This is a genomic window from Salinicola sp. LHM, assembly GCF_034479735.1.
Taxonomy (GTDB): domain Bacteria; phylum Pseudomonadota; class Gammaproteobacteria; order Pseudomonadales; family Halomonadaceae; genus Salinicola; species Salinicola salarius.
Genome location: NZ_CP140261.1, coordinates 970,814 through 984,857 on the forward strand (window position 1 = coordinate 970,814; position 14,044 = coordinate 984,857).

8 protein-coding genes are annotated in these 14,044 nt (G+C 63.2%); 7 read left to right on the forward strand and 1 reads right to left on the reverse strand.

Annotated features, from left to right (window positions below; genetic code table 11):
• Positions 1 to 393: 393 nt before the first annotated feature.
• From gltB to R5R73_RS04635, 3 genes are all read left to right on the forward strand, one after another.
• On the forward strand, positions 394 to 4,845 hold the full coding sequence (gene gltB / locus R5R73_RS04625; RefSeq protein WP_322528932.1) for a glutamate synthase large subunit: 4,452 nt from the start codon (positions 394 to 396) through the stop codon (positions 4,843 to 4,845).
• Between the two features lie 98 nt (positions 4,846 to 4,943).
• Positions 4,944 to 6,374 carry an FAD-dependent oxidoreductase gene (locus tag R5R73_RS04630; RefSeq protein ID WP_071231860.1) on the forward strand — a complete coding sequence of 477 codons (1,431 nt, stop codon included), beginning with the start codon at positions 4,944 to 4,946 and terminating at the stop codon, positions 6,372 to 6,374.
• A gap of 137 nt (positions 6,375 to 6,511) precedes the next feature.
• Entirely contained in the window at positions 6,512 to 6,751 is a 240-nt protein-coding gene (locus R5R73_RS04635; protein WP_322528933.1) for a hypothetical protein, read from the forward strand.
• Between the two features lie 110 nt (positions 6,752 to 6,861).
• On the opposite strand, the gene R5R73_RS04640 is transcribed toward R5R73_RS04635, so the two are convergent.
• Complete coding sequence (locus R5R73_RS04640) at positions 6,862 to 8,058, reverse strand: NAD(P)/FAD-dependent oxidoreductase (protein ID WP_322528934.1); 1,197 nt, start codon at positions 8,056 to 8,058, stop codon at positions 6,862 to 6,864.
• A 277-nt stretch (positions 8,059 to 8,335) separates the two neighbouring features.
• Here R5R73_RS04640 and R5R73_RS04645 point away from each other — a divergent pair, with 277 nt between their 5' ends.
• From R5R73_RS04645 to eno, 4 genes are all read left to right on the forward strand, one after another.
• A complete protein-coding gene (locus R5R73_RS04645) occupies positions 8,336 to 9,643 on the forward strand; it encodes a solute carrier family 23 protein (protein WP_071231863.1) in 1,308 nt (435 codons plus the stop codon).
• Between the two features lie 134 nt (positions 9,644 to 9,777).
• Complete coding sequence (locus R5R73_RS04650; protein ID WP_157957020.1) at positions 9,778 to 10,503, forward strand: gamma-glutamylcyclotransferase; 726 nt, start codon at positions 9,778 to 9,780, stop codon at positions 10,501 to 10,503.
• A 139-nt stretch (positions 10,504 to 10,642) separates the two neighbouring features.
• The gene (locus R5R73_RS04655; protein ID WP_071231865.1) at positions 10,643 to 12,301 is read left to right on the forward strand and encodes a CTP synthase; all 1,659 of its coding nucleotides are present in this window, start codon (positions 10,643 to 10,645) and stop codon (positions 12,299 to 12,301) included.
• A gap of 186 nt (positions 12,302 to 12,487) precedes the next feature.
• Positions 12,488 to 13,780: a phosphopyruvate hydratase gene (gene eno, locus R5R73_RS04660; protein ID WP_110631715.1), complete on the forward strand. Its 1,293-nt coding sequence runs from the start codon at positions 12,488 to 12,490 to the stop codon at positions 13,778 to 13,780.
• Positions 13,781 to 14,044 lie beyond the last annotated feature (264 nt).

The following is a 14,044-nucleotide window of genomic DNA, read 5'->3' on the forward strand; positions in this document are numbered from 1 at the left end:
ATTGGTATGCTCCATGCCGTATCGGTATGGGGTTCGCGCCACGATCCCACCCTGATCGGGCCACGGCTCAAAAGATTAAGACTTTAGTCTTACCCTCATGTCTAAGCCTTTGAGCTAACAGCGTATTTTGGCCAGTATTCCGCTAAGTATTCGATTTTAAATGCGTTTGCGGGGGAAATGCCCGACGGCTCAATTGCGCTGTGACGGGTAACTGGCTATTCTGTCCGGCCTTTTGGCGACCGCCAGTAGCAATATTGTCGGTGTTTCGAGACGAAAATAGGCCGGATATTCAGCCATCAATTCGGTCATAAAAATAACAAAACCTTAAATTATCTCTTTTTATTCGATCGAATGCAAGATCTGTATTCTGACACAGCTTTGTGAGGCACGCCCATGATGAGAGGTCTTCACCAGCCCGGCGAATTCCGCGACAACTGCGGTTTCGGCCTGATTGCTCATATGGAGGGGCAGGCCAGTCACGATCTGCTCAAGACGGCGATCGAATCCCTGACATGCATGACCCACCGAGGTGGTATCGCGGCGGACGGCAAGACCGGCGACGGTTGCGGCCTGCTGCTGAAGATGCCGATGAGCTTCATGCGAGCGCTGGCCCAGGAGCAACTGGACGTGACCCTGGGCGAGCGTTTCGCGGTCGGCATGGTGTTCTTCCCCGATGACGACGCTCGCGAGCAGCACGCACGGGAAATCCTGGAAGGCGAGCTGGCCGAGCGCGGCTTGAGCGTCATAGGTTGGCGCGACGTGCCCACGGACCCCAGCGTCTGCGGGCCGATGGCGCTCGAGTGCCTGCCGCGCATTCGTCAGGTGTTCGTCGAAGGGGATGCGTCCCAGTCCGACGCCGCGTTCAATGTCGAGCTGTTCATGGCTCGTCGCCTGGCCGAGCAGAAGCTGCGTCAGGAAGAAGAGTTCTACGTCTGCTCGCTGTCGTCCAAGGTGGTGTCCTACAAGGGCCTGATGATGCCCGTGGATCTGCCGACCTTCTATCAGGATCTGGGCGACGAACGTCTCGAAACCGCCGTCTGCGTCTTCCACCAGCGTTTCTCGACCAATACGGCGCCGCGCTGGCCGCTGGCGCAGCCGTTCCGCTTCATGGCGCACAACGGCGAGATCAACACCATCGAGGCCAACCGCAGCTGGGCCAATGCGCGCAAGGCCAACTTCGTCAGCGAACTGCTGCCGGAGATCGAAGGCCTCGACGAGATCGTCAATACCACCGGTTCCGATTCGTCGAGCATGGACAACATGCTCGAAGTGCTGCTGACCGGCGGCATGGATCTCTACAACGCGGTGCGCATGATGGTGCCGCCGGCGTGGCAGAACGTGGAGACCATGGACGGCGACCTGCGCGCCTTCTACGAATACAACTCCATGCACATGGAGGCGTGGGACGGCCCCGCCGGTATCGTCATGACCGACGGCCGCCATGCCGTCTGCATGCTCGACCGCAACGGTCTGCGTCCGGCGCGCTGGGTGATCACCGACAACGGCTACATCACCCTCTCCTCCGAGATCGGGGTGTGGAACTACTCCCCCGAATCGGTGGTGGCCAAGGGCCGCGTCGGGCCGGGGCAGATCCTCGCCGTCGATACCCAGACCGGCGAAGTGCTGCACACCGACGATATCGATCAGCGGCTCAAGTCCGCCTACCCGTATCGCCGCTGGCTCAAGGAGCATGCCCACTATCTCGAGTCGGCGCTGACCGAGCTGGCCCGCTTCCAGCCGATGGAAACCGACGAGCTCAACGTCTATCAGAAGATGTTCTCGGTCACCTTCGAAGAGCGCGATCAGCTGCTCAGGCCGCTGGCCGAGAGCGGTCAGGAAGCGGTCGGGTCGATGGGCGACGACACGCCGATGGCGGTACTGTCGCGGCAGAACCGTCTGCTCACCGATTTCTTCCGTCAGAAATTCGCCCAGGTCACCAACCCGCCGATCGACCCGTTGCGTGAAGCGATCGTGATGTCGCTGGAAACCTGCATGGGCGCGGAACTCAACGTCTTCCAGGCCACCCCCGAGCACGCGCATCGCCTGATCCTGACCACGCCGGTGCTGTCGCCGCGCAAGTTCACCGCCCTGGTGACACAGGAAGATCCGGCGTTCACCTCGATCCGGCTGCCGTTGCACTACGACCCGGAAACCACCTCGCTGCGCCAGGCGCTGGTAGCGCTCTGCCAGCAGGCCGAGCAGGCGGCTCGGGATGGCAAGGTGATCCTGGTGCTGTCCGATGCCGAACTCGAAAAAGGCAAGCAGCCGATCCAGGCGCTGCTGGCGACCGGCGCCGTGCACCATCATCTGGCCAGGCTGGCGCTGCGCCCGCGCGTCAATATCGTGGTCGAGACCGGCTACGCCCGTGACGCGCACCAGATGGCGGTATTCTTCGGGGTCGGCGCCACCGCGGTCTATCCGTACCTCGCCTACCAGGTGATGGCGGACATGCACCGCACCGGCGAGCTGGTCGGCAACCCGGCGGACGCGCGCGAGAACTACCGCAAGGGGATGCAGAAGGGGCTTTACAAGATTCTGTCGAAGATGGGCATCTCGCAGATCTCTTCCTACCGGGGTTCGCAGCTGTTCGAAGCCGTCGGACTGGGTTCCGAAGTCATGCAGATGTGCTTCGACGGCATGATGTCGCGCATCGAGGGCACCGGCTTCAGCGAGCTGCAGATGCAGCAGACGCTGGCGGCCCGCGATGCCTGGATTCCCCGTAAAGGCATCCGCCAGGGCGGCCTGGTCAAGTTCGTCCACGGGCACGAATACCACGCCTACAATCCCGACGTGGTGATGCTGCTGCAGCAGGCGGTCCAGCAGGGCGACTACGCCAAGTGGAAAGCCTTCGCGCGGCTGGTCAACGAGCGTCCGGTGGCCACGATCCGGGATCTGCTGAAGCTCAAGCCGGCTCCCGAGCCGTTGCCGCTGGACGAGGTCGAGCCGGTGGAAAACCTGCTGCCGCGCTTCGACAGCGCCGGCATGTCGCTGGGCGCGCTGTCGCCGGAAGCCCACGAGGCGCTGGCGCAGGCGATGAACGAAACCGGCGGCCGCTCCAACTCCGGCGAAGGCGGCGAGGATCCGGCCCGCTACGGCACCATCCGCTCGTCGAAGATCAAGCAGATCGCCTCCGGGCGCTTCGGCGTGACGCCGGCCTATCTGGTCAACGCCGAAGTGCTGCAGATCAAGGTCGCCCAGGGCGCCAAGCCCGGCGAGGGCGGCCAGCTGCCGGGTGGCAAGGTCAACGACATGATCGCGCGGCTGCGCTATGCGGTGCCGGGCGTGACGCTGATTTCGCCGCCGCCGCATCACGACATCTATTCGATCGAGGATCTGGCTCAGCTGATCTTCGATCTCAAGCAGGTCAACCCGAGCGCCCAGGTCTCGGTCAAGCTGGTCTCCGAGCCGGGCATCGGCACCATCGCCACCGGGGTGGCCAAGGCCTACGCTGACCTGATCACCGTCTCCGGCTACGACGGCGGCACCGCGGCGAGCCCGATCACCTCGATCCGCCACGCCGGGAGCCCGTGGGAGCTGGGCCTGCCGGAAGTGCACCAGGCGCTGCGCATCAACGGCCTGCGCGACAAGATCCGGCTGCAGACCGATGGCGGCCTGAAGACCGGGCTCGACGTGGTCAAGGCGGCGATTCTTGGCGCCGAGAGCTTCGGCTTCGGCACCGCGCCGATGGTGGCACTGGGCTGCAAGTATCTGAAGATCTGCCACCTCAACAACTGTGCGACCGGCGTCGCGACCCAGCATCAGGAGCTGCGCGACGAGCACTTCCGTGGCACGGTCGACATGGTCAAGCACTACTTCCGCTTCATCGCCGAGGAAGTGCGTGAATTGATGGCGCTGCTCGGCGTGCGCCAGCTCACCGACCTGATCGGGCGCACCGACCTGCTGGAAATGCTCGAAGGCGAGACTGCGGCGCAGCGCAAGCTCGACCTGAGCCCGCTACTGGCCAACGATTTCGTACCCGCGGACGCGCCGCAGTTCTGCGAGGTCCGCCGCAACGTGCCGCATGATCCGGGTGCCAAGAACCAGGAAGTGTTCGACGCGTTGCTGCCGGCGATCGAGTCGAAGTCCGGTGGCGAGTTCTCGTTCACGATCACCAACTGCGACCGCTCGGTGGCGGCTCGGGTTTCCGGCGAGATCGCCAAGCGCTACGGCGAGGCGGGGCTGGAAGATGCACCGATCACGGTCCGCTTCAAGGGTGTTGCGGGTCAGAGCTTCGGGGTATGGAACGCGCGCGGGCTGAACCTGTATCTGGAAGGCGATGCCAACGACTACGTCGGCAAGGGCATGAACGGCGGCAAGGTGGTGATCGTGCCGCCCAAGACCAGCCGCTTCCAGAGCCACGAGACGGCGATCATCGGCAACACCTGCCTGTACGGTGCCACCGACGGCAAGCTGTTCGCCGCGGGAATGGCCGGCGAGCGCTTCGGCGTGCGCAACTCCGGCACCCACGCGGTGATCGAAGGGGCCGGCGACCACTGCTGCGAATACATGACCGGCGGCCTGGTCTGTGTGCTGGGCAAGACCGGGATCAACTTCGGTGCGGGCATGACCGGCGGTTTCGCCTATGTGCTCGACGAGGATCGCGGTTTCGTCGACCGCTACAACCACGAGCTGGTGGAAATCCATCGGATCAACACCGAGTCGATGGAGGCTTACCGCCGTCACCTGCGCGAAGTGATTACCGAGTACGTGGAAGAGACGGACTCGCCACGCGGGCGAGCGATTCTTGAGGATTTCTCCGACTTCATCCGCCACTTCTGGCTGGTGAAGCCCAAGGCCGCAAGTCTCAACGGTTTGCTGGCCCAATCCAGGCGGCAGCCTGAATAAGAGGCGGCGACAGCCCGAACGGCCCCCGGTGTCAGCCACCGGGGCAGGGGCTACAGCTGCAATCCGAGAGCGTCGTCGGCCCAGTGAGGAGAAAAGACATGGCAAACCGTTTGAGTAACGACTTTCAGTTCATCGATGTAGGGCGACGCGATCCGCAGAAAAAGGATGCGCGCAGCCGGGCGAAGGAGTTCGCCGAAATCTACGAGCCGTTCAAGCCCAGCGAGGCGGCCAGCCAGGCGCATCGCTGCCTGCATTGCGGCAACCCGTACTGTGAGTGGAAGTGTCCGGTTCACAACTACATTCCCAACTGGCTCAAGCTGGTCAGCGAGGGGAACATTCTCGAAGCGGCGGAGATGTCGCACCGCACCAACTCGCTGCCCGAAGTGTGTGGCCGGGTCTGCCCGCAGGATCGCCTGTGCGAGGGCGACTGCACGCTGAACGACGGCTTCGGCGCCGTCACCATCGGCTCGGTGGAGAAGTACATCACCGATACCGCCTTCGCCATGGGCTGGCGTCCGGACATGTCCAGCGTGACCATGACCGACAAGCGCGTCGCCATCGTCGGTGCCGGGCCGGCCGGACTGGGCTGCGCCGATATCCTGATCCGCAACGGGGTCAAGCCGGTGGTGTTCGATCGCTACCCGGAGATCGGCGGTCTGCTGACTTTCGGCATTCCCGAGTTCAAGCTCGAAAAGCACGTGATGGAACGCCGTCGCGCGGTGTTCGAGGAGATGGGGGTCGAGTTCCGGCTCAATACCGAAATCGGTCGGGACATCACCTTCGAACAGCTCAACGACGAATTCGATGCGGTCTTCCTCGGCATGGGCACTTACAAGTACATGGTCGGCGGCTTTCCCGGCGAGGAGACGGAAGGCGTCTACAAGGCGCTCGATTTCCTGATCGCCAACGCCAACCATCACCTCGGCTTCGAGAAGGATCCGGCCGACTACGTGTCGATGGCCGGCAGGCGCGTCGTCGTCCTGGGCGGTGGCGATACGGCGATGGACTGCAACCGCACCTCGATTCGCCAGGGCGCGGCCAGCGTGACCTGTGCCTATCGTCGAGACGAGGAGAACATGCCGGGCTCCAAGCGCGAGGTGGCCAACGCGCGCGAAGAGGGCGTCGAGTTCCTGTTCAACCGCCAGCCGGTGGCGATCGTCGGCGAGGGCAAGGTCGAGGGCGTCAAGCTGGTACGCACCCGCATGGGGGAGCCGGACGAGAAAGGACGGCGCAGCGCGGAAGTGGTGCCGGGCTCCGAAGAGATCCTGGCCTGCGATGCGGTGGTCATCGCCTTCGGTTTCCAGCCCAGCGAGATCGAATGGTTCGACACGCACCAGATCGAGGTGGACGAGCGCGGCCGCGTGCTGGCGCCAGAGATTCCGGCGCAGATGGAACGTTTCGCCTATCAGACCAGCAACGAAAAAGTGTTCGCCGGTGGCGACATGGTGCGCGGCTCCGACCTGGTGGTGACGGCTGTCTACGAAGGGCGTCAGGCGGCGGAAGGCATCCTCGGTTATCTCGAGGTGTGAGGGTTGCGGCTCGTGCTGGCGGTAGCGCCGGCACGAGCCGCCCGGCGCTACCGATTGCGTTCAGCGGTGGTATAAAGTCGGATGAGCCTTTACAGTGGCGCGCTCGAAACGAACTGCAATTTTCAGAAGGTCACACCATGATCAGGCTTGAACGCAACATTCTCGACCAGGCAAACACGCAGCTGCGAGCGCTGGAAGACCATGTGCTGGATCAGGACGGCGGCTATCAGGCCACCATGATCAGTGGCCAGCTGAAGGCCCTGTTCTCGCTCGCCAAGCTGCATGACAGCGGGATGTCCGACGAGTGTGCCGGGATGCTCGAGGAGATCGAACGCCGCTCCAATATTCTGGTTTCCCGCCTGCCCGAGTCCAACTGACGCCGAGGGTCACCAGGCCCGGTTACCGAATTGCCGGATCAAAAGCGCCAACGTCATCGTGGGCGCTTTTTCGTTGAAGGCATTCGCATGAATGTCATGCAGGGCCCCGATCACGACCGGGCGATGCGGCCCATCAGGGTATCGGGGCGCTGCGGTGACTTGTCCGCCAATACCTCGCGAGCCTCGTCGAGCCTGTCGGCTTCCAGGTTGAGCAGCAGTACGCCGACGACGTTCTCACTCTCATTGTCGAGATAGTAATAGACGCCTTTGTCGTCTTCCACGTCCTCGACGGTTGTCAGCGAACTGTCGAGCTTGCCCACGGCTTTCCAGGCGAAGTCGAACACGTTCGAATAGAAGTAGGGCGTGTAATCGTAGGTCTCGTCGCTGCCGGCCATGATCCGGCCGACCGTCGCGCCCATCTGGTTGGCGTTGTCGACGTGCTCGGCGTGCCAGCGGCCGAGAATGTGGTCCGGGTAGGTCACGATATCGCCGGCGGCGAAGATGGCGTCATCGCTGGTCTCGAGGCGCGCATTGACCACGACCATGCCGTCCTCGACCTCCAGCCCTGCCTGTGCTGCAAGCTCGACTCGCGGCTTGACTCCCAGCCCGAAGACCGCCGCGTCCACCTCCAGGCCGTTGCCATCGTCGAGTTCGAGCGTGACCTTGCCGTCGGCCTCGCGCCCGCCGCTGACCTTGCGGCCATTCAATAGCTCGACGCCCTTGTCGAGATAGGTCTGGTGGAAACGGTTGGCGAGGCTGGGCGGGAACATCTGGCTTCCCAGTACCTCATGGGGATGTATCAGGGTCACCCGGCATCCATTCTGGATCAGTGCCGCGGCCAGTTCCGTACCGATATAGCTGCCGCCGATGACGGCAATGTGCAGCCCCTTGCCGGCAAGCCTTCTCAGGCAGTCGTAATCCTCGACCGTGCGGAAATAGCGAACGCGATCGCTCGCCGGCAGATCGATCGTCATCGGTGCGCCGCCAGTCGCCAGCAGCAGTTTGCCGTAGCCGATGGTGTCGCCGTCATCCGTCGTCACCGTTTTCTGGCCGCGATCGATGGCCGTGACGCGAGTGCGGGTATGCAGCGTGGTGCCGTCGTCCTGCTCCGGCTGCATCCAGATCTTGTCGTAACCGAATTCGGGGTCGGTCCAGAGCTTTTTCGTTAGCGCTGGCCGCGTGACCGGGCCGTTGGGCTCGGCGCCCAGGATGCCGATCGTGCCTTGGGTGTCCTTCTCTCTGATGCCTTGAACGGCATTGGCGGCGACCATGCCGGCGCCGACGATCAGGTAGTCGTAGCGTTGCATATCCACTCCCTGGCATGCCTTGAGTTTAGACGAGACACCACCGTTCAAAGTGGCGTCGCTCGCTCGGTATTCCTGTTCGATCCTTGGGGTCGATGGTGTCAGCGTAGTTCAGTCGTGAGGCACTGTGCCAAAAACGCGAGGTCGGGAGGCATCCCGCCATCGCTGAAGGTAGAATGCGCATCGGGTCGGTTATCCGCCGCTCGTACATACAACAATCGCTTTCACGCATTCGGAAATCGCCGGCGTCGACCGGTCGTTTCCCTGGAGAACAAGTTCGATGTCATCCTGGTTCCCCCGCTGGCGCCGCGTCGATGCCGCTCGCCAAGATCTGGTCGCACCCGACGAGACGCTGCCACCCGCGCAGACGCTGTTGATGGGCGTGCAACACGCCGTCGCCATGTTCGGTTCCACCGTGCTGGCGCCGCTGCTGATGGGGTTCGATCCCAACCTGGCGATCCTGATGTCGGGGATCGGTACGCTGCTGTTCTTCGTGATCGTCGGCGGGCGGGTTCCCAGCTACCTGGGGTCGAGTTTCGCCTTCATCGGGGTGGTGATTGCCGCCACCGGTTACGGCGGGAGCGGCGGCAATCCGTCGATCGGGCTGGCGCTGGGCGGCATCATCGCCTGCGGCGCGATCTATGCGGTCATCGGCCTGATCGTGATGGCCATGGGCACGCGCTGGATCGAGTTCCTGCTGCCGCCGGTCGTGACCGGCGCCATCGTCATGACCATCGGTCTCAACCTGGCTCCGGTAGCCGTTTCCAGCGTGGCCGGCTCCAACTTCGATGCCGCGATGGCGCTGGTGACCATCCTCTGCATCGGCCTGGCGGCGGTGCTGACTCGCGGCATGCTGCAGCGGCTGCTGATCCTGGTCGGGCTGGTTGCCGCCTACGCGATCTATGCGCTGGTCACCAACGGCCTGGGCTGGGGCACGCCGATCGATTTTTCGATCATCGAAGAGGCCGCCTGGTTCGGGATGCCCGCGTTCACCGCCCCGACGTTCAGCCCGCACGCCATGGTGCTGATCGCCCCGGTCGCGATCATCCTGGTGGCGGAAAACCTGGGCCACATCAAGGCGGTGGGAGCGATGACCGGGCGCGATCTCGATCCCTATATCGGCCGGGCCTTCCTGGGTGACGGACTGGCGACGATGGTCTCCGGGGCGTCCGGCGGCACCGGCGTGACGACCTATGCCGAGAACATCGGCGTGATGGCGGTGACGCGGGTCTACTCGACATTGATCTTCGTCGCGGCGGCGGGATTTGCCATTCTGCTCGGGTTCTCGCCGCGCTTTGGCGCGCTGATCCAGACGATCCCCGGCCCGGTGCTTGCCGGCGCTTCGATCGTGGTGTTCGGCCTGATCGCGGTTGCGGGCGCCCGCATCTGGGTCCAGAACCAGGTCGACCTGGGGGAAAATACCAATCTGATCGTCGCGGCGGTCACCCTGGTGCTGGGCGCGGGCAACTTCTCGATCGATTTCGGCGGCTTCACGCTCGACGGAATCGGTACGGCGACGTTTGGCGCGATCCTCCTGCATCTCGTCCTGCGTCACGGCACCGGAGGCGGGCGGGGTCGCGCGATCTGACGTTTGCATCTCGTCCAACTAGCGCTTCGCTTTGCGCCCGTTGGACGTTAGTCTGGGGTGATGGCATCGCCACGTCGATGCCATCACCCTTGTTTTCCATGATCGTATCGATCGCGCCCGAGATTAGAGTCCCAATGAGTGAGCCGCAGCCCAGCGCTATCAGTGTCGATGAAGAAGAGACTTCCGCCGGAAAGTCGATCGCCATGACCCGCGAGGTGCTGGAGCAGGATCTGATTCGTCGCCACTTCGAAGCCGTCTACCCCGACGTGGCCTTGAAGAGCCACGAAGAGCTGCAAAGCTCGATCCATCAGGTGCTGGCCTCGGCGCCGCCCGGCGTGCAGTGTCGCGACGGTGTCTACCTGTTCGCCTACGGCTCGTTGATCTGGAACCCTTGCGTGGAGGTCGACGAACGCCATACCTGCCGCCTCTACGGTTACCATCGCGATTTCTGCCTCAAGCTCGACCACGGCCGTGGCACGCCCGATACGCCCGGACTGATGCTGGCGCTGGCGCCGGGCGGCTCCTGCCGTGGAGTCGCGCTGCGGGTTCCCGGTGACAATCTCGAACGCGAGCTGACGCTGGTGTGGCGGCGCGAGATGCTGACCGGCGCCTACCGCCCGCGCTGGATCAAGCTGAAGACGGACGTCGGCCCGATCTGGGGCATCGCCTTCGTGATCAACCCGCATCACGACCGCTATATCGGTCGCCAGCCCGACGAGACGGTAGTGCATCTGCTACGGACCGGCCGCGGCGTGCTGGGGTCGTGTCGCGAGTATCTCGACAACACGGTGGGCGACCTGCATGCGCTGGGAATCCGGGATCGTCGCCTGGAGTCGTTGCAGCGCGCGGTGGCGAGCTGACGTCCGGATGTCGGCGCGGCACGCGATCCAAAATTGAGCCTTTCGATCGAGTCTGGTAATCTGACGTCCCATCCTGGCCCGACTTTCTCCCCCGGGTCTTTTCTCACGAGCTTTACGACCACGATTCGACAGGTTTTCCATGACACGATATATCTTCGTGACCGGCGGCGTTGTGTCCTCCCTGGGCAAGGGTATTGCCTCCGCTTCGCTGGCTGCGATCCTCGAGGCCCGCGGCCTCAAGGTCACCATCCTCAAGCTGGACCCGTACATCAATGTCGATCCGGGCACCATGAGTCCGTTCCAGCATGGCGAGGTATTCGTCACCGAGGATGGCGCGGAAACCGATCTCGACCTGGGCCACTACGAGCGCTTCATCCGTACCAAGATGACCCAGAGCAACAACTTCACCACCGGCCGGGTCTACGAGCACGTGCTGCGCAAGGAGCGCCGTGGCGACTATCTCGGCGGTACGGTGCAGGTGATTCCGCACATCACCGACGAGATCAAGCATCGTGTGATTAAGGGGGGAGAAGGTTACGACGTGGCGCTGGTGGAGATCGGCGGCACCGTCGGCGACATCGAATCGCTGCCGTTCCTGGAATCCATCCGTCAGCTGCGCAGCGAAGTGGGTGCCAACCGCGCGCTGTTCATGCACCTGACGCTGGTGCCCTACATCAAGACCGCCGGCGAGACCAAGACCAAGCCGACCCAGCACAGCGTCAAGGAGCTGCGCTCGATCGGTATCCAGCCCGATATCCTGATCTGCCGCAGCGAAGTCGAGCTCGAGGAGAGCGAGCGGCGCAAGATCGCGCTGTTCACCAACGTCGAAGAGCGTGCGGTCATCCCGCTGCAGGATGCCGATACCATCTATCGCATTCCGCTGATGCTGCATGAGCAGGGTCTCGACGATATCGTCTGCGACAAGTTCCGCCTCGAGGCGCCGCAGGCGGACCTGGCCGAGTGGATCCACGTCCTCGACGCCAAGCTCAATCCGCTCAAGACGATCAACATCGCCATGGTCGGCAAGTACATGGAGCTGCTCGACGCCTACAAGTCGCTCAACGAGGCGCTGATCCATGCCGGCATCCAGACGCGGGTGAAGGTCAACGTCGAGTACATCGATTCCGAATTGATCGAACGTCACGGCACCGAGCGTCTGGCCGGCAAGGATGCCATCCTGGTGCCGGGCGGCTTCGGCGAGCGCGGCGTGGAAGGCAAGATCCAGGCCGCCCGCTTCGCGCGCGAGAACGACGTTCCCTATCTCGGCATCTGCCTCGGCATGCAGGTCGCGGTGATCGAGTTCGCGCGCCACGTGGCGGGTTGGGAAGACGCCAACTCCACCGAGTTCACCCGCGATACCCAGCATCCGGTGGTCGGCCTGATTACCGAATGGATCAACCCGGAAGGGCAGATCGAGTTGCGCGACGAGGCCTCCGATCTGGGCGGCACCATGCGTCTCGGCGGGCAGGAATGCCGACTCAAGCCCGGTTCCAGGGCGCACGAGGTGTACGGTCTGGACACGATCACCGAACGTCACCGCCATCGCTTCGAGGTCAACGAGCAGTTCGTCGAACAGCTCGAAGCCGCGGGCCTGATCGTCTCGGGCAAGAGCGGCGATCAGTCGCTGGTCGAGATGATCGAGCTGCCGGACCACCCCTGGTTCCTGGCGTGCCAGTTCCACCCCGAGTTCACCTCCACGCCCCGCGACGGCCATCCGCTGTTCACCGGCTTCGTCAATGCGGCGCTGGAGCACAAGGCGCAACGCCAGCGCCAGCATGGCATGGCGCATCAGGAGTGATCGAATGACCGGCGGGGGATGAAGCGATTCATCCCCCGCCATCGTTGGAGACGCTGGACCTGACCCGCCAACGCTGGATAAGCTCCAGAACTGCTACCATGACCGAATCATCGCGCCCGGAGTCCGCGCAAGAGCCGGGCGCTTCACCCTCGATCATTGATTTTTCAACCGACAGGACGACGTAACATGGCTGAGATCGTTGATATCCGCGCCCTCGAAGTACTCGATTCCCGCGGCAACCCCACCGTCCAGGCACAGGTCACGCTGAGCGGCGGCATCACGGGCAGCGCCTGTGCGCCCAGCGGTGCTTCCACCGGCTCTCGCGAAGCGCTGGAACTGCGTGACGGGGACAAGTCGCGCTATCTGGGCAAGGGCGTGTTGAAGGCCGTCGAGGCCGTCAACGGCAAGATCCGCGAGCGCCTTCTGGGCATGGACGCCAGCGATCAGCGCGCTCTCGACGACGCCATGCTGGCGTTGGATGGCACCGACAACAAGGCAAGCCTTGGCGCCAACGCGATTCTCGCCGTATCGCTGGCCGCGGCCAAGGCAGCGGCGACTGAGAAAGGCGTGCCGCTCTACGCCCACATCGCCGAGCTCTACGGCCAGCCGGGCCAGTACACCATGCCGGTGCCGATGATGAACATCCTCAACGGCGGCGAACATGCCGACAACAACGTCGACATTCAGGAATTCATGATCCAGCCGGTGGGCGCGCCGAACTTCCGCGAAGCGCTGCGCACGGGCGCCGAGATCTTCCATTCGCTGAAGAAGGTGCTCTCTGCCAAAGGGCTTTCCACCTCGGTCGGCGACGAGGGCGGTTTCGCGCCGAACCTCTCCTCCAACGCCGAAGCGCTGGCAGTCATCAAGCAGGCGGTCAGCGACGCGGGCTACACCCTGGGCAAGGACGTCACGCTGGCGCTCGACTGCGCCTCCAGCGAATTCTTCAAGGACGGCACCTACGATCTCGCCGGTGAAGGCAAGCAGTACGACGCCGCAGGCTTCACCGACTATCTGGCCGATCTCTGCGACCAGTATCCGATCGTTTCCATCGAAGATGGCATGGACGAGTCGGACTGGGATGGCTGGAAAGCGCTGACCGACAAGCTTGGCGACAAGATCCAACTGGTCGGCGACGATCTGTTCGTCACCAACACCAGGATCCTGAAGCGCGGTATCGACGAGAAGATCGGCAACTCGATCCTGATCAAGTTCAACCAGATCGGTTCGCTTTCCGAGACGCTGGATGCGATCAAGATGGCGCAGGATGCCGGCTTCACCGCGGTCATCTCCCACCGTAGCGGCGAAACCGAAGACACCACCATCGCCGATCTCGCCGTGGGCACCGCCGCCGGCCAGATCAAGACCGGCTCGCTGTGCCGCTCCGATCGCGTCGCCAAGTACAACCGCCTGCTGGTGATCGAGCAGGAGTTGGGTGACAAGGCCGCCTATCCGGGCCTAAAGGCGATCAAGGGCCAATAAATGCCTGCACGGGCAAATCACTACGTTGCACGGTGCGCGGAATCCTCACCTATAACCCATAGGCTCCGGTTCCTGTGCGCCGTGCGCCTTGTGCTTTACTCCGTTCGGCTATTTATTCAACCTTCCCAAGGACGGTTTTCGCTTCAAGTCAGTCGAGCGACATCGATGGCGATCTAAAAGTAGCTTGCTGAAACTCGTAGCGAAGACTTTGGTTTGTAAACGCAAGAAGGCCGCTCATCGAGCGGCCTTCTTGTGTTCTTAGGC